This is a genomic window from Mesoterricola sp. JemC181, from assembly GCF_055384585.1.
Window position 1 is genome coordinate 1,461,254 of the sequence record NZ_AP045076.1, and the last position, 15,907, is coordinate 1,477,160.

The window sequence follows — 15,907 nt, forward strand, 5'->3', positions numbered from 1 at the left end:
GCCATGGACCCCATCCGCGTCCTGATCGTGGACGACAGCCCCTTCATGCGGAAGGCCCTCGAGCGCATGCTCCAGGCGCCCGACATCGCCGTGGTGGGCTCGGCCCGGGACGGCCTGGACGCCCTGGAGAAGATCCCCCAGCTCAACCCCGACATCGTCACCCTGGACGTGGAGATGCCCCGCCTGGACGGCCTGGGCTGCCTCAAGCGGATCATGGCGGAGATGCCGCGGGCCGTGCTCATGGTCTCCAGCCTCACCCAGGAGGGCGCCGCCGCCACCCTGGACGCCCTGGCCTTCGGCGCCCTGGACTTCATCCCCAAGGAGAGCAGCCTCGCCAGCTCCAGCATCCTCCAGATCCAGCAGGACCTGCAGGAGAAGGTGCGCAAGCTCGCCCGGAGCCCCCGCTTCCAGAAGGCCCGGCCCGCCGCCCCCGCCCCGCGCCCCGGCTTCCCCGCGCTCCAGGCCCCTCCCGCCCCCGCGGCCCCTCCCGCCCATGTGGGCCGGGTGGGCGCGCTCGGCGGCCCGATGGCGGAGCTCCTGGCCATCGGGTGCTCCACCGGAGGGCCCAAGGCCCTCCAGGACCTGCTGCCCGGCATCCCCAGGACGCTCCCCGTCCCCTGCCTCATCGTCCAGCACATGCCCGGCACCTTCACCAAGGCCTTCGCCGAGCGCCTCAACGGCCTGTGCCAGGTGGAGGTCAAGGAGGCCGAGCACGGCGAGACGGCGCGCCCCGGCGTGGTGTACATCGCCCCCGGCGGCCACCACATGCTCTACCGCCAGCGCGGCCTGGGCGGCTCCATCGAGCTGAGCGCCGAGCCCGCCTCCAGCCTCCACCGCCCCAGCGTGGACGTCCTCTTCCAGAGCATCGCCGACCAGTGCTCCCGCCAGGTGCTCGCCATGATCCTCACCGGCATGGGCAGCGACGGCGCCCGGGGCATGGTGTCCCTCAAGGCCAAGGGCGCCCACACCCTGGCCGAGGCCGAGGAGTCCTGCGTGGTCTACGGCATGCCCCGGGCCGCCTTCGAGAAGGGCTGCGTGGACCAGGTGGCTCCCCTCCAGGACATGGCCGGGATCCTGCGCAGGCATTTCCAGATCTAGCGACCATGGACCCCGTCCAGACCGCCGTCACCGCCTTCCTGAACGCCGTCCAGGCGGCGCAGCCCCTGCCGGAGCTCCCGGCGGCCCCGCAGGCGGTCCTCAACGCCCTCCTGGGCCAGGACGTGAACCTGCGGTTCCAGGGACAGACCGCCGCCGGCCTCCAGTTCACGCTGCCGTCCGGCCAGGTCCTCACCGCCCAGGGCGACTTCCCCTACCCCGAGGGCACCCAGCTCCTGGTGCGCGTCGCGGCCTCCGACGGCGGCACCATCCGGCTCCAGACCCTCCAGGCCCTGCCCCCCTCCCCCCCCGCCATCCTGGCCCCCCTGCTCCAGGGCGAGGCCCAGCTCCTCCAGAACCGCCTCACCCAGCCCGCCCCGCCCCCGGAGCTGGAGCCCCTGGTGCAGCTCTTCCGCCTCCTGGGCGGCGCCCTGCCCGCCGAGACGGGCCCGCAGCCTTCCGCAACCGGGTCAGGGCAGGCGCCAAACCAGGCGACCGCGCAAGGAACAGGGCAATCCGCTCAGCAAACAAGCGGCCAACCTGCGCCGACCCCAGGAACCGCATCGGAACTGCCGTCCGGAGCGCAGCCGGCGGGACAGCCTGGAGCCCAACCGGCGGGACCCTCAGGCACCCAGCTGGGGACCCAGCCACCGGGGCCACTGGGGGTTCAGCCGGGAGCGCAACCGCCAGGACAGCTTGCGGGGCAACCGGCAGGGCAGGGGGAAGGACAACCTGCAGGACAACCAACAAAGCAAGCAATCGAGCAACCGATCGCACCTTCGACGACCCTGGCACCCAATCAGCCAGCTCCTCAGCCAGCCACCCAAGCAACCACCCAAGGAACCACCCAAGGGACCACCCAAGGGACCACCCAAGCAACCACCCAAGGGACCACCCAAGGGACCACCCAAGGGACCACCCAAGGGACCACCCAAGGGACCACCCAAGCAACCACCCAAGCAACCACCCAAGGGACCACCCAAACAACCACTCAAGCAACAACACAAGCGACCGGTTCACCCCCGACCAACCCACCGGTATCTCAACCGGCCACCCCAACCGACCTCCCACCCGGGACCCAGACCCCAGGTCAGCCTGCTGGATCCACAGAAGCCCAACCCTTCCTTTCACCTACGCAGACGGCTGACCAGCCTTCCGGCCTCCCTTCCCTCGAACAGGCATCCGAGGGCCCCGGATCCCTGGGGCTGACCCGGCCGGCTGAAGGCCTGGCCCATTCCGGAAGCCCCGCGCCGCCGTCCCAGGCGGTGGAGGATCTCATCGCCCTGGTGCAGGCCAGGCTGCCCGGCTCCCAGGAGGCGCTCCGGGCGGTCCTCAGGGACCTGCCCGAACCGCAGGCCCTGGCCCTGAGGGCCCTGCTGCGGGGCGGCGCCCCGGATCCCGCGGTGGTCCAGGAGGCCTCGGTCCGGGTGCAGACGGCCCTGGCGCGCAGGGCGGATGCGCCCCAGGGGCAGGCCGACGCGGTCTCCCAGCTGCTGCGCGGGCTGGTGCGGGCCCAGGCGTCCACGGCCGCCCTGCCCGGGGCGCCGGAGACCTGGGAATCCTGGATCAAGGCGGGAGTGAAGGCCCTTTCCGACCCGGGCGTCTCGCCCCGGGAGGCGCCGTTCCACGCGGCCCAGGCCAAGGAGGGGACCGCCTTCTACGAGCTGCCGCTGCCGTGGGCGCCCCAGGCCCCGCTGCAGATGTGGGTGGAGTCGGACGCCGGGGGCAAGGGCCGCGGGAATCCGGAAGGCGCCACCACCCGGGTGCTCCTGGGCCTGAACTTCACCCGGCTCGGGGAGACCCGGCTGGGCATCGCCAAGGGGGCCGGAGGGCTCCAGGTCCGGGTCTGGGCACAGCACCCCGAGGCGCTCCTGGCCGCCCAGGCCGGGATGGAGGACGAGCTCAAGGCCCTGGGCGTGCCGGTGGACCTGCGGATCCAGGGGCTGGAGCCGGGGCCCGTGCCCAGCATCCGGAGCCTCACGGGGGGCGCCGGCTTCCAGGTCCTGGGGTGAACGGGGCCGAATGATGGCATGCTGGTAGTTCGATCTTAGGAAACCCATGCCCTCCCTGGAAAACCCACCACCGGACCCCGAGCGTCGCCGCGAAAGGCGATGGGGCCGGTCCGCCGCCGTCCTGGGGGTCCTGGTCCTGGCCGCTTCCGTTCCGGCGGTGCTCCACCTCCGCAGGCTCGCGGCCCTGCCCCAGGGGCCGGTGGACCACGGGCCCCTGCCGGAGGCGGTGAGATCCCGGGCCATGGCGATCCTGGACCGGCACCTGGAAGGCGCGGTCCTGGAGGAGGTGCGCCAGGGTCCGGTGCGGGAGTTCCACATCCGGGGCCGCTCCCGGGCCCCGCTGGCCCAGGAGTTCTACGCGGGCTTCCGGCCGGCCATCACGGACCGGCTCATGCCGCTCCTGCGGCCCTACGGTGAGATCATCAGCTTCGACATCGCGGCCCTGGACCTCCCCCCGGCCCGGCTGCGCCCCCTGCCCAAGGACTAAGATGCACCCAATCCTCTTCAAGATCGGCAGCTTCCCCGTGGGGACCTACGGGCTCATCCTGACCGTCGGGTTCTTCCTGGCGCTCGCCCTGGCCCAGCGCCTGGGGCGCGGGGACGGCATCCCCGCCGAGGGGATCTCGGACCTGGCCATCTCGCTCCTCCTGGGCGGGATCGTCGGCGCCAAGGTCCTGATGATCGTCGTCGACCTGGCCAGCGGCGTGCCCCCTTCGCAGATCTTGGACCTGGGCTACCTCCGGGCCGGCGGCGCCATCCACGGCGGCGTCATCGGCGGCCTCGCCGTCTTCTTCTGGCGCATGCGCAAGCTCAAGCTGCCCCTGGCCGGGACCCTGGACGCCCTCACCCCCGCCGTGGCCCTGGGCCAGGCCATCGGGCGGCTGGGATGCTTCTCCGCGGGCTGCTGCTACGGCACCGAGTGCCACCTCCCCTGGGCCGTGACCTTCACCAGTCCCGACGCGCACTGGCTTTCGGGGACGCCCCTCAACGTGCCGGTGCATCCGGTGCAGCTTTACACCCTGGCGGCCAACGCCCTCGTCCTGGGGACGCTCCTCCTCACGGGCCGCCGCCGCCGCTTCGCGGGGCAGGTGGGGGCCCTGTATTTCGTCCTGGAAGGGGTAGGGCGCATCGTGACCGAGATCTGGCGCGCCGACCTGGACCGGGGCTTCCTGCTGGGGATCCCCTGGCTCTCCACCGGCAGGCTTACGGCGCTGGCCTTCGTGGCCTTCGGCGCCTTCCTTTGGTTCTGGTATTCGAGGGCCCCGCGGCCCGAGGTTGCATCATGAGCGGTTCCATCTCCCACTTCCTTCCGACCGGCGCCCCGCGCCTGGACCGGTTCCTCACCGAGATCCACCCCGAGATCGCCCGCTCCCGCTGGGACGCCTGGGTGCGGGGCGGCAACGTCACGATCAACGGCGTCGTGGTCACCAAGGGCGGCACCCGCGTGCGCAGCGGCGCGACGGTGGAGACCGTCCTGCCGGATCTCGTGCCCCCCGCGCTCCTCCTGGAGCCTGAACTCATCGACCTGCCCACCCTGTTCGAGGACGAGCACCTCTGGATCATCGACAAGCCCGCGGGCATGGTGGTGCATCCCGGCCCCGGCCACGCCGGCGGCACGGTCCTGAACGCCCTCCTGGGGCGCCTGCGCGCGGCCATCGCCCCGGTCGAGGAACTGCCCGAGGAGGGCGAGGACGAGATCCCCGCGCCGCTCTGGCCCGGCCTCGTGCACCGACTGGACCGCTACACCACCGGGTGCCTGGCCATGGCCAAGGACCAGCCCACCCAGGCCGCCCTGCAGGCCCAGTTCAAGGAGCGGACGGTGGAGAAGCGCTACCTGGCCGTGGTGCGCATGAGCCGCAAGCTTCCGGAGGTGGGCAGCATCCTCGTGGACGAGCCCATCGCCCGCCACCGCGTGGACCGCCTCAAGATGACCGTCAACGCGTCCGGCCGCCCCAGCCAGACCCGCGTGCGGGTGCTGGCCAAGGCCTGCGGGCTGGCCCTGGTGGAGTGCGAGCTCCTCACGGGGCGGACCCACCAGATCCGCCTGCACCTCTCCCACCTGGGCGCGCCCATCCTTGGGGACCCCGTGTACGGCGGCGCCAGCGCCTGGCTCGATGCCGACAAGCGCCACTTCGCCTGCCCCCACCCCATGCTCCACGCGTGGAAGCTCTCCCTGGACCACCCGGCGGACGGGAGGCGGCTGGACCTGAAGGCGCCCGTGCCCGAGGGGTTCACATCGATCCTGAGGCTTTTGGGGATTGCCACGCCCGCGTAGGGGACCCACACTGGGTCAGGTTGTTTAAGATTATTATTTTTAATATTTATATGTAACTTATCGGATATTGAAGATGAGCAAGGGACGTCCCCTCCCCGGAGTCTGTGCCCCCGGCCTGACCCGCCGCCGCTTCCTCGGCGCCGCAGGCGCCCTGGCCTTCGGGCCCGCCCTCCTGCACGGCCGGGATGGCGGTCCCGTGCCCGCGGCGCTGCCCGTGTCCGCGCGCCGCGAGTCCTTCCTCAACTGGAGCGGAGAGATCCGGGTGCCCGACGCCTGGACCGCCGCGCCCCGCACGCCCCAGGAGGTGGCCGGGCTCGCGGACTGGGCCCTGGACCGCGGGTGGCGCCTGCGGGCCCGGGGCATGGGCCACGGCTGGTCCCCGCTCCTGGCGTCCTCGGGGCGGCCCCTGCCTCCGGCCCTGCTGGTGGACCTCACGGCCCACCTGGACCAGGTGCGGGTGGAGGGGTCCACCCTCACGGCCCAGGCCGGCGCGAGCCTGGACCGCCTGTGGGAGGCGGCCGGCGCGGCGGGGCTCGCCGTGGCCTCCACGCCCGCGCCGGGGAACCTGACCCTGGGGGGCGCCCTGGCCATCGGGGCCCACGGCTCCGTGCTGCCGGGGCCGCCGGTGCAGGGCTGGACCTGGGGCTCGCTCAGCAACGCGGTGCTCGCCCTGGAGGCGGTGGTCTGGGATCCGGGGACGGGGCGGCACGTGGTGCGGACCTTCGGCCGGGCGGATCCGGAAATAGGCCCCCTCCTGGTGCACATGGGCCGGGCCCTGGTCACCTCCGCCACGCTCCAGCTGGGCGCGGACGTGAACCTGCGGTGCCTGAGCACCACGGACGTCCCCGCCTCCGAGCTCTACGCCCCCCCGGCCCTGGCGGGGCCCCGGAGCTTCCAGGCCCTGGCCATGGGCTCGGGGCGGGTGGAGGCCACCTGGTTCCCCTTCACGGAGTGTCCCTGGGTGCGGGTGTGGTCCGCCGAACCGGAGCGGCCCGCGGGTTCGGTGGCCCTTGACGGGCCCTATCCCTACACCTTCGCCAATTGGGTCGGCCGGGACGACTCGGACGCCGCCGCCGCGTGGCTCCGGGAGTCGCCTTCCCGCACCCCGGCCTTCCTGGGCCTGGAGCGCGCCCTCGCCCATGCCGGGCTGGACCTCACCGGCACCCGGGACGTGTGGGGTCCCTCCCGGTTCACCACGCTGCACGTCAAGCCCTCCACGCTGCGCTACCACGTGAGCGGCCACGCCATCCTGTGCCGCAGGGCGGACCTCCAGCGGGTGGCCAGCGAGTTCCACCGGGCCGTGGAGGATCTGCTGGAGGCCGCCCGGGCCCGCGGCGCCTTCCCGGTGAACGGCCCCGTGGACCTGCGCGCCACGGGCCTGGACCACGCGGCTCCGGGCCAGGCCGAGGCCCTGCTGTCCCCCATCCGCCCCCGCCCGGACCATCCGGAGTGGGACTGCGCGGTGTGGGCGGAGGTGCTGACCCTGCCCGGCACGCCCGGAGCCATGCCGTTCTACACGGACCTGGAGGCGTGGATGCTGGGCAACTACACGGGGGACTACGCCGCGGTGCGGGTGGAGTGGGCCAAGGGCTGGGCCTATTCCCCCGCGGGCCCCTGGACCGGGCCCGGGATGCTGGAGGGGCACATCCCGCGGGGGTTCACGGAGGGCTACGGGAGGGGCTGGCGCGAGGCCCTGGAGGGCCTGCGAGCCCTGGACCCGGCGGGGATCTTCGGCAGCCCCTTCCTGGACCGGCTCACGAAAGCGCGATGACGTCCATGGGGGTCGGGGCCTCCGCGGACTTCTCGCTGGTCGCGCGCAGACGCGAGGCCATGCCCACCAGCATCACCCGCACCGTGTCCGGGAACTCCCGCAGGAGCTGGGCGAAGTTGCGGGCGTGGATCACCACGCACTGGCAGGGGCCTTCCGCCACGGCGGTGGCGGAGCGGTCCAGGCCCAGCAGGAAGGTCATCTCGCCCAGGAAGCTGCCGGGGCCGATGCGGGCGATCTCCCGGTCCCCCTTGAGGATCCGCACGGTGCCCGCGAGCAGGTAGAACATCTCCACGCCGGGCTCGCCCTCCCGGAAGAAGACGTGGCCGTCCGGGGCCTCCAGGAGCAGGTGCCGATGGCCGGGGTAGCCGCGGCGGGCCTTGCCCTCCATCAGGCGCTTGATGGCCACCGCGTCGCCGCGGTGGCAGGCCGCGGCCACCTCCACCCCCAGGAGGAGCATCGCCATGGACACGTAGATCCAGATCACGATGAGGAACAGGGACTTGAACGAGCCGAAGGCCACGCCGTAGCTCTGGTCGAGGGTGAGGAACCAGGTGAAGGCGGGGCGCAGCAGGAACCACAGGACCGTGGTGGTCAGGGCCCCCGCCAGCAGGTGGCCCCGGCTGGCGTCCCGCGGGGCGTACACCGCCATCAGGCCCGTCACCAGGGCCGTGCTCACCGTGAAGGGCAGGGCGAGGCCCAGGGACACGCCCCGGGAGCCCAGGAGGGAGGCGTTGAGGAAGTGCAGGAAGACGCCCGCCCCCGCCAGGGCGGCCAGGGCCGTGAGGGACGCGACGCCCCCGGCCAGGTCCAGCAGCTTGACCAGCCACAGCGAGCGCGTCTCCCGCTCCTTGAAGATGCCCCGGACGATTTCGCGCAGGGCCGAGACCAGGGGCGACACGGACCAGGCCAGCACCAGGAGGTTGAGGAGACCGGCCGTGCCGGGGTGGCGCGTGAGGGCGGCCACGTCCTCCAGCACCCGGTCGGCCTGGCCCGGCAGCATGCGGGCCAGGTAGTCCGTGAGCCGCTGGTGGGCGGCTGCCGAACTGCCGGTGATCAGGCCCAGGATGTAGGTGAGCAGGAGCAGGGCGGGGATGAGGGCCAGCAGCGTGTAGAAGGCGAGGCTGGAGGCCTGCCGGAGGCCCCCGTTGGCCTGGAACCCCGCCAGGGCTTCCAGCGCCGTCTCCCAGGCGTGGTGGGCCAGGTCCGCGGGTCGGGGCCGGCGCTCCCCCATGGGTGGCCTCAATCCGTTCCCACGGTGACCGTGGCCCGCGCCGAGGCCGACGGGTCCGCCGCGGAGGTGGCGGTGACGTGGTAGACCCCGGGCCTGCGCGGGGCCGTGTACCGGCCGTCCGCGGTGATCTCGCCGCCTTCGGCCTCGTCCACGGTCCACACCGCAGCGTCCCGGGGCAGGCCGCGCATGCGGACCCGGAAGGCGATGGAGGAGCCCGGCGGGATGCGCGGCGAATGGGGTTCCAGGACGGGGCTGGGCAGCACCCGCACCTCGAGGGTCTGCTTGTGGCCGGGGGTGCGCAGCACCAGGTGGTAGGTCCCGGCCGCCTCGGGCGGAACATAGGTGACGCGCGGACCCTGGCTGTTGAGAAGGCCGCCCCCGTACATCTCCTGCACCTCCCACTCCGGATCCGCCGCAGCGTCGCCCGGGGTGCGGGCGGAGAGCACGAGGGTCTCGCCCACCATCACGGCGGGGGCCTCGGGTTCGACCACCAGCTGCCTGGGATCCCGGCCTCCCCCGCAGGCGGCCAGCAGGGCCACGGCGGCGATAAGCACTCCTTTTCCCACTGACGTTGCGGCTTCTTGCATCGGTTCGATCATCCCACAGGTTTATAATGGCCTGGATCCCGCCCTTGGATGGCTCTTCGAGATCACGGTACCTCCAGGGTAGGCAGAAACCAGCACCGGAGGCGAACCATGTTTGATCCCCAAGCCCTGCTCCCGGCACTGAAGCCAGCGCTCCTGGCCGGGCCGGGGGCCGCGGGAGACTGGCTTTCCCGCCCGGAGGCCATCTATCCCCTGGCAGGCGCGTTCCTGGCGCTGCTGGTGGTTGTCGTTCTTAAGTGGTCTGATTTCGCCAGTTGGAAGCGGGCCCGCCACAAGGAGGTCTTCCGCCCCATCGATCTGGAACAGGTGCTGCACGGCCAGCCGCCCGTCGTGGTGGACCTGCGGAGGCCCGACGATTTCAACGGGCCCCGGGGGCACATCCGGGGCGCCTACAACCTCCCCGTCAACCACCTGGTGTGGGGTCTGGCGGACATCGCCAAGGACAAGCGCCAGCTGGTGGTCCTGGTGGACTACGACGACCGGGTCTCCCACGTGGCGGCAGCCGACCTCCAGGCCAACGGCTACAGTTGGGTGCGGGTCCTCCGGGGCGGCATGCGGGCCTGGCTGAAAGCGAACCTGCCGGTGTCCGTGAGCGGGCCCCGCTGACGAAGGAGGGGACCGCGGGATGAAGCCGCTTGCCGGGCTGAGGGAGGGTTTCCCCGTCACCTTCGCGGGGTGGAGCCTCCTCGCGCTGGCCGGGGCGGCCTTCTGGTTCCAGGGCGTGGGCAGGCTGGACCTGGTCCTGCTCGCCGCCAGCGTCCTGGCGGCGCTTCTCGTGGCGGGCCTCTGCGTGGCCACCGTGGCCGCGGCGCTCGTGCTGCGCAGGCGCGCCGGGGGCGGCCAGGGGCGCATGAGCCTCGAATGCGGAGCCTGGAATGCCACGGGCTTCCGGGTGCCCCTTTCGCGGTGGCTGCCCTTCCTGCGGGTGCGCGTGGCCTGGGAGGCCCCCGGGGACATCCAGGCCGACCTGCGCCTGCCCTCGGGCCTGGAGCACGTGCTGCCCCGCCGGCGGGCCCTGGCCCCCTCCGTCACGCGAACGGTGCGCGTGGGCGACATCCTCGGCCTTACGGAGACCGGCTGGCGCGCTGCGGAGGCCTCGGCCGCCCGCATCCTCCCCGAGCGCGCCCTCCTGGACCCCGGCGCGGTGTTGAGCGGCCTGGTGCAGGGTGAGGATCAGCCCGATCCCCGGGGCGGCCCCCAGGGCGACCGGGTGGACATCCGCAAGTACGGCCACGGCGACCCGCTGCGCATGATCCTCTGGAAGGTCTACGCCCGCACCCGCAAGGCCTTCGTGCGCGTCCCCGAGAGGGCTCTGGAGCCCGCGCCCCGGGTCTGCGCCTACCTTCCCGCCAGCCCCTGGGACGAGCCCCCGGCGCGGCTTGCGCGCACGCTCCTGGAGCGGGGCCTCCTGGGCCCGGGATGGCGCTTCGGGGCCGACGGGGCCGAGGACGCCGAGGACCTGGACCGGGCCCTGGAAGCCCTGGCGAAGTCCGGTTCCGCGGGCGGGGCAGGGGGCTTCCCGGCCTTCCTGGAGCGGGCCCGGCGGGACGGGTTCGGCGCCTGCATCCTCCTCCTTCCCGGCAGGGACGGTCCCTGGGTGGCCGAGGCGCAGGCCGCCCTGGCCGCGGCGCCCCTGCGCATCCACGCCGTCTTCGCCCTGGACGGGTGGCGCGAGCCCACGCCGTCCCGGTGGCGCCGCGCCTTCCTGCGGCCGGCGCCGTCCGGAGGGGCCGCCCCGGACGAAGTGCTGGACCTGCTGGGGCGGCTCGTCCTTCCCCACATGGAGGCGACCCTTGTGGACACCCGCAGCGGCGACGTGCTGGTCCAGCCCCAGGCCTACCTCCGCAAGCTCGCCGGGAGGCCCGCGTGAGGCCGCGGCTGTGGACCTGCCTCCACGCCGCCCTCTGGATGGCGGTGGTGGCCCTGGCCGCGGCCAGCTATACCTTGACGGCGGGCGTCGCCGCGGCGGCGCTGGGGGCGCTCCTGGGGGTCCTCGCCGGGCCCCGGCTGGCCGCGAGCCGCCTTCGCACCTGGGCCGTGCCCCTGCCGCCCCTGGCCTTGGCCGCCGCCGCGCTGCTCCTCTCCGCCCTCCTTTCCCGGTGGCCGGGCCCGGCCCGGCTCCTGGGCCCCCGGGCGCTCTACGCGCTGGCCGAGTGCCTTCCCGCGCTGGCCCTGCCGCTGGCCCTGGTGGGCGCGCAGGAGGCCCTGGCGCGGCGCCACGCCGCCTGGAGGATCGCGGGGCTCACGCTGCTGGGAGCGCTCTTCGCGTCGCTGTTCGCGGCCCACCGGGAGGGTTTCCTCAACCGGCCCTACTTCCTGGTGGACCCCCTCTGGGGCCACGGGCTGGATCCCCTGCCGTGGTTCCTCCTGCTGGGCCTGGCCCTGGCGGCGCTGCTGGCCCTGGTGCTGGCGGGCGCCGACGCCACGCGCAGGTCCCTGGCGGGCACGGCGATGCTGGTGGCGGCCCTGGCCGCGGTCTTCCTGGTCCTGCCCCAGCGCCACCTCAAGCAGGTCACCGAGCTCCACCGGGTGCTGGGGGACGGGAAACCCCAGGAGGGCGGTGGCGGAGCCTCCACCGGGGGCGAAGGCCAGACCCCGCCCGACAGCTTCGAGAACCAGTCCGACCAGCCCTCCGACGCGCCCCTGGCGGTCGTCGTCTTCCACAACGACTACACGCCCCCCATGGGCGCCTGCTACTTCCGGGAGACCGCCTTCAGCGCCTTCAACGGCCTCCGGGTGGTGCAGGACGCCGGCGGGCGCTTCGACACGGATCTGCCCGCCCTGGGCGCCAAGGCCGATCCCGCCTTGCGGGGCCGGGAGGTGCGCACCACCGTCGCCGTCATGGCCGCCCACGCCAGGCCCTTCGGCCTGGTGGGCCCGGTGTCCTTCCGGGAGACGGGGAACCCCGACCCCAAGCGGTTCTTCCAGGCCTACGACGTCGTCTCGAAGGTCTGCACCCTCCACCCGAAGGATCTGGTGGGGACGCCCGTGGGGGACCCCGCCTGGACCCCCGAAACCCTCGCCCACTACCTCGAGGGTCCGGCGGATCCCCGCTACCGGCAGCTGGCGGACCGGATCCTGGAGACCCTGCGCGACGACCTCCGGGAGGACCGCTTCGCCCGGGCCCTGGCCGTCAAGCTGTGGCTGGACGCCAACACCACCTACAGCCTGGACACCACCCACGGCGCCAGCCCCGACCCGCTGGCCGACTTCCTCTTCGGGGACCTGCGCGGGCACTGCGTGTACCTCGCCCACGCGGCCTGCCTGCTGTACCGCGCCGCGGGCGTCCCGGCCCGGGTGGCCGCGGGCTATGCGGCGGATCCCTCGTTCCGGTTCGGCGGCGCCTCGCTCATGCTGCGGGCCTCCAATGCCCACGCCTGGCCCGAGGTGCGCCTCCAGGGTTACGGCTGGACGCCCCTGGACATCACCCCGGCCAGGAGCGAGGTGATGCCCCAGCAGGCCCCGGACAAGGACCTCCAGCAGATGCTGGGCGAGATGGCCATGTCCGAGAAGCCCCCGCCGCCGCCTCCCCCCGGCCTGGAGCGGCCCCCCTTCGAACCCGCCGCCCTGGCAAGGATCCTGGGTCTGGCCCTGCTGGCCGCCGCGGCCCTGGCGCTCCCGGCGGCCTACGCCGTCAAGCTCTGGCGCCGCTTCGCGCCGGCCTTCTGCGGCCCCGGGAACGTGCCACGCCTGGCCTACCGGGCCGCCCTGGACGCCGCGAGCGCCTCGGGCCTCGCCCGGGCCCGTGGAGAGAGCCGGGAGGCCTTCGCGGCCCGGGCCGCCAGCCCCGCCTTCTCGGCCCTCACGGCGCTCCACCTGCGCTGGGCCCTGGGGCCTCCGGGCGCACCGCCCGCGGCGGAGTGCCTCCGCCTGGCCCGGGAGGCCCGGGGCCAGTTCCGCGCCGCCGCCCATCCCGCGCTTCGCGTCCTCGCGTTCCTGAACCCCCTGGCCTGGGCCCGGGTCCACTGATGAAAGGTGCCGCCATGCTCCCACCCGATCCCGCAGGCCTCGAACGCGCCCGGTCCGTCCTGGCCCGCCTGGGGGAGCGGATCCGCTTCCAGGTGCTGGGCCGGGACGAGGTTGTGGACCTGGTCATGGTGGCGCTCCTGGCCGATGGCCACGTGCTCCTGGAGGACTACCCGGGCTCGGGCAAGACCACGCTCGCCAAGGCCCTGGGCGAGGCCCTGGAGGACGGCGACGGCCGGGACCTGCCGCCCTTCCGGCGCATCCAGTTCACCCCCGACCTGCTGCCCTCGGACATCACCGGCGTCTCGGTGTTCGAGCCGCAGACCGGGGACTTCGCCTTCCGCCCGGGGCCCCTCTTCGCCCACGTCGTGCTGGCCGACGAGATCAACCGCACCTCCCCCAAGGTGCAGGCGGCGATGCTGGAGGCCATGGCCGAAAAGCAGGTGACCGTGGACAACGTCACGCGGCCCCTGGACACGCTGTTCTTCGTCATCGCCACCCAGAACCCCCGGGACGTGGCCGGCACCTACCCCCTGCCGCTGCCCCAGCTGGACCGCTTCCTCTTCAAGATCCGCATGGACCACATCTCGCGGGACGCCGAGCTGGCGGTACTCGCCACGCGCCTGGCCCGCAGGGCCGAACCCGCGAGCCCCCCCGTCACCCGCGCCGAGCTCCTGGACGCGCGGGAGCAGGTGGAGGCCGGCGTCTTCGTGGCGGATCCGGTGAACCACTGCCTGGTGGACCTGGCCCGGGCGCTGCGGAGCCATCCCCAGGTGGTGCAGGGCGTCTCCACCCGCAGCCTGGTGCTGCTGGTGCCCGCGCTCAAGGCCGCTGCGGCGCTGCGCGGAAGGGACTTCGTCTCCGGCGAGGACGTGGCGTGGCTGGCGCCCCTGGTCTTCGGGCACCGCATGGAGCTGGGCCCGGGAGCTCCCGCCGCCGCCGAGGTGGTGCGGGCCTGCCTGGCTGAACCCATGGAGGCGCTGAGCCGCGCGACGCTGCGGGGGAGGGCCTGATGCTCCGCTCCCTGGCGGCGTTCCTGGTGGCGTGCGCGGCCTTCGCCGCGCCGTACCGGCCCGCCCCCGGGGAGGCGCGCTTCGCGGAGATGCTGGACAGGGAGCGCCACCCCCTGGAGGCCCGGGAGGCCGCCAAGGCCTACCTGGCCGCGCATCCGGATTCCTGGCTGGCCTGCGAGGTCATCGGCATGGTCAGCCTCAACACCGACGGGGACCTGCCCCGGGCGCTGTACTGGTTCACCCGGGCCCGCAAGCTCCTGGAAGCCCGCTACGGAGGCGCCTGGGGGCCCGAGGCGCCCACGGGCTACTACAGCTCCGTGCTGGGCTTCCAGGCCTCCGCCCAGTACCGCATGGAGCGCTACGAGGACGCCCTGCGCACCCTCGACGCCCACGACCGGCTCTTCCTCAAGCAGCGCCCGGTGGACCACGCCTGGCCCCTCATGAAGCTGGGCCGCTTCCGGGAGGCCCGCCGCAAGATCGACGAGGCCGTGGCCGGGGGCGATCCGCGCGACGCCGCCACGGCGCTCAACACGCTCGCGGCCATGGAGGCCGAGTCGGACCGCCCCGAGGAGGCCTTCGCCACCCAGATGCGCGTGTACGCGCTGGATCTCCTCCGGGGGAAGGACCGGGACTGCACCCTCATCCGCAACGCGGCCGACGGGGCCTGGCACCTGGGCCTCCTGGCCCGGGCCGAGCAGCTCCTCCTGGAGGCCGCGGAGCACTTCCAGCCCGGGAGCGTCACCAACCCCTGGGGCGACCTGGCCTTCCTCTACCTTCAGGAGCAGCGGCTCCCCGAGGCCATGGACGCCGTCAAGCGCATGCACCAGTGGGCCTTCCGCACCCTGCCGCTGCCCGCCGAGACCCACTGGAACACCCGCCAGACCCTCACCGGCGGCCTCCTGCTCTCCTGCGGGGCCACCGACGAGGCCCTGGCCATCGCGCGGCGCGTGCGGGAACGCCCCGACCGCCACGCCACGGGTTCGGCCCGGGACGGCCAGCGGGAGGCGGGCACCCAGGTGTTCCTCTACCAGGCCCTCCTCGACGCCCTTGCGCGGGACGGGGAGGAGCTCAGCTTCGCCCCCTGGAAGCGCCGCCCCGCCATCCTCCTGCGCATGGCCCGCCACCAGGTGGAGGCCGCCCTGGCCCGCCGGCGGGCCGGGACCCTCCTGATGGGGAACCGGGAGCGCCTGGGGCAGTCCCTTCGCGTGCTGGCCCCCCAGGCCGTTGCCGAGCTGCCCGGCTCCGAGGTGCTCCTGCCGCGCATCGCCGGAGCCGGCGTCGCCGAGGCCGAGGCCCTGCGGCTCCTGGCCCGCACCGGCCCCGCCGCGGACCGGGAACGTGGCTTCCTCCTCCTGGGCCTGGGGGCCGCGCGCCTGGAGCGGGGCGACGCGGGGAGCGCCCTCGAGGCCCTGGCCGCGGCCGAGCCCGTCCTGCCCGCCGAGTTCGCCGTGCTCCACACCCAGCTCCTGGCCCTGCGGGCCAAGGCCCAGGCCGCCCGGGGGGACCGGGCGGGGGCCCTGGCCTCCCTGGCCGCCGTCCTGCAGCGGGACGGCGGAGAACTCCGGCGGGCGGGCCTGCGAATCCCCTGCCGCATCCAGACGTCCGGCCCCATGGCCGCCGAAGCCGCCGGCCTCCTGGCCTCGTCCCCGCGCCTGGAACCGGACCCCCGCGGGTTCCGGGTGGTGGTGGAGCAGACCGGGGCCGGGGGGCTCCAGGGGGGCCTGGACGGCCCCCAGGGCACCGTCCTGTGCCGGTTCCAGGTGGCGCCGGGCGCCGACCGGGACGCCACCGTGCGGGAGTTCTGCCGGCAGTTCCACCGCAAGGCCTTCGGGCCCCGCATCGATCTGTCCCAGCAGCAGATCCGGTCCCTCGAAGGCAGCACCCTCTCCTCCCAGAGCGCGGAGGAGCAGCTCAAGGGAATCCTGGGCAATTGACTTTG

At 73.7% G+C, this 15,907-nt stretch carries 13 protein-coding genes; 11 read left to right on the top strand and 2 right to left on the bottom strand.

The genetic code is table 11. The annotated features are described in order from the left end of the window. Positions 1-3 precede the first annotated feature (3 nt). The 6 genes from ACZ5MC_RS06470 to ACZ5MC_RS06495 all read left to right on the top strand — a co-directional run bounded on the left by ACZ5MC_RS06470 (position 4) and on the right by ACZ5MC_RS06495 (position 7,153). Complete coding sequence (locus ACZ5MC_RS06470) at positions 4-1,098, top strand: protein-glutamate methylesterase/protein-glutamine glutaminase (protein WP_306599502.1); 1,095 nt, start codon at positions 4-6, stop codon at positions 1,096-1,098. Positions 1,099-2,360: 1,262 nt separating this feature from the next. Then, complete coding sequence (locus ACZ5MC_RS06475) at positions 2,361-3,107, top strand: hypothetical protein (protein WP_306599503.1); 747 nt, start codon at positions 2,361-2,363, stop codon at positions 3,105-3,107. 46 nt (positions 3,108-3,153) lie between these two features. After that, positions 3,154-3,594, top strand: coding sequence for a hypothetical protein (locus ACZ5MC_RS06480; RefSeq protein ID WP_306599504.1), 441 nt, complete (start codon positions 3,154-3,156; stop codon positions 3,592-3,594). Position 3,595: 1 nt separating this feature from the next. Next, a complete protein-coding gene (locus tag ACZ5MC_RS06485) occupies positions 3,596-4,393 on the top strand; it encodes a prolipoprotein diacylglyceryl transferase (protein ID WP_306599505.1) in 798 nt (265 codons plus the stop codon). Beyond that, a complete protein-coding gene (locus ACZ5MC_RS06490) occupies positions 4,390-5,382 on the top strand; it encodes an RluA family pseudouridine synthase (RefSeq protein WP_464517336.1) in 993 nt (330 codons plus the stop codon). The genes ACZ5MC_RS06485 and ACZ5MC_RS06490 overlap by 4 nt, the downstream gene beginning before the upstream one ends. Before the next feature lie 73 nt (positions 5,383-5,455). Further along, on the top strand, positions 5,456-7,153 hold the full coding sequence (locus tag ACZ5MC_RS06495; RefSeq protein WP_464517337.1) for a cholesterol oxidase substrate-binding domain-containing protein: 1,698 nt from the start codon (positions 5,456-5,458) through the stop codon (positions 7,151-7,153). Here the strand turns inward: ACZ5MC_RS06495 and ACZ5MC_RS06500 are convergent. After that, positions 7,137-8,384: a YhjD/YihY/BrkB family envelope integrity protein gene (locus ACZ5MC_RS06500; RefSeq protein ID WP_306599508.1), complete on the bottom strand. Its 1,248-nt coding sequence runs from the start codon at positions 8,382-8,384 to the stop codon at positions 7,137-7,139. The genes ACZ5MC_RS06495 and ACZ5MC_RS06500 overlap by 17 nt on opposite strands. A gap of 8 nt (positions 8,385-8,392) precedes the next feature. Continuing rightward, a complete protein-coding gene (locus tag ACZ5MC_RS06505; RefSeq protein ID WP_306599509.1) occupies positions 8,393-8,938 on the bottom strand; it encodes a hypothetical protein in 546 nt (181 codons plus the stop codon). Between the two features lie 141 nt (positions 8,939-9,079). On the opposite strand from ACZ5MC_RS06505, the gene ACZ5MC_RS06510 reads away from it, so the two are divergent. Genes ACZ5MC_RS06510 through ACZ5MC_RS06530 form a run of 5 tightly spaced genes read left to right on the top strand, consistent with a single transcriptional unit; the run spans position 9,080 to position 15,902 of the window. Then, positions 9,080-9,595 carry a rhodanese-like domain-containing protein gene (locus ACZ5MC_RS06510; RefSeq protein ID WP_464517338.1) on the top strand — a complete coding sequence of 172 codons (516 nt, stop codon included), beginning with the start codon at positions 9,080-9,082 and terminating at the stop codon, positions 9,593-9,595. A gap of 19 nt (positions 9,596-9,614) precedes the next feature. Then, positions 9,615-10,859 (top strand): DUF58 domain-containing protein, encoded by a 1,245-nt coding sequence (locus tag ACZ5MC_RS06515; RefSeq protein ID WP_464517339.1) that lies wholly within the window; start codon positions 9,615-9,617, stop codon positions 10,857-10,859. After that, on the top strand, positions 10,856-12,958 hold the full coding sequence (locus tag ACZ5MC_RS06520) for a transglutaminase-like domain-containing protein (RefSeq protein ID WP_464517340.1): 2,103 nt from the start codon (positions 10,856-10,858) through the stop codon (positions 12,956-12,958). Before ACZ5MC_RS06515 ends, ACZ5MC_RS06520 begins: the two co-directional genes overlap by 4 nt. Before the next feature lie 14 nt (positions 12,959-12,972). Next, positions 12,973-13,968: an AAA family ATPase gene (locus tag ACZ5MC_RS06525; protein ID WP_306599513.1), complete on the top strand. Its 996-nt coding sequence runs from the start codon at positions 12,973-12,975 to the stop codon at positions 13,966-13,968. After that, positions 13,968-15,902, top strand: coding sequence for a hypothetical protein (locus tag ACZ5MC_RS06530; RefSeq protein ID WP_464517341.1), 1,935 nt, complete (start codon positions 13,968-13,970; stop codon positions 15,900-15,902). Before ACZ5MC_RS06525 ends, ACZ5MC_RS06530 begins: the two co-directional genes overlap by 1 nt. Positions 15,903-15,907 lie beyond the last annotated feature (5 nt).

Coding starts and splice junctions, on each gene's coding strand:
- ACZ5MC_RS06490 (WP_464517336.1), top strand. CDS start 4,390: ATGAGCGGTTCCATCTCCCACTTCCTTCCGACCGGCGCCCCGCGCCTG.
- ACZ5MC_RS06480 (WP_306599504.1), top strand. CDS start 3,154: ATGCCCTCCCTGGAAAACCCACCACCGGACCCCGAGCGTCGCCGCGAA.
- ACZ5MC_RS06530 (WP_464517341.1), top strand. CDS start 13,968: ATGCTCCGCTCCCTGGCGGCGTTCCTGGTGGCGTGCGCGGCCTTCGCC.
- ACZ5MC_RS06515 (WP_464517339.1), top strand. CDS start 9,615: ATGAAGCCGCTTGCCGGGCTGAGGGAGGGTTTCCCCGTCACCTTCGCG.
- ACZ5MC_RS06495 (WP_464517337.1), top strand. CDS start 5,456: ATGAGCAAGGGACGTCCCCTCCCCGGAGTCTGTGCCCCCGGCCTGACC.
- ACZ5MC_RS06525 (WP_306599513.1), top strand. CDS start 12,973: ATGCTCCCACCCGATCCCGCAGGCCTCGAACGCGCCCGGTCCGTCCTG.
- ACZ5MC_RS06510 (WP_464517338.1), top strand. CDS start 9,080: ATGTTTGATCCCCAAGCCCTGCTCCCGGCACTGAAGCCAGCGCTCCTG.
- ACZ5MC_RS06500 (WP_306599508.1), bottom strand. CDS start 8,384: ATGGGGGAGCGCCGGCCCCGACCCGCGGACCTGGCCCACCACGCCTGG.
- ACZ5MC_RS06470 (WP_306599502.1), top strand. CDS start 4: ATGGACCCCATCCGCGTCCTGATCGTGGACGACAGCCCCTTCATGCGG.
- ACZ5MC_RS06485 (WP_306599505.1), top strand. CDS start 3,596: ATGCACCCAATCCTCTTCAAGATCGGCAGCTTCCCCGTGGGGACCTAC.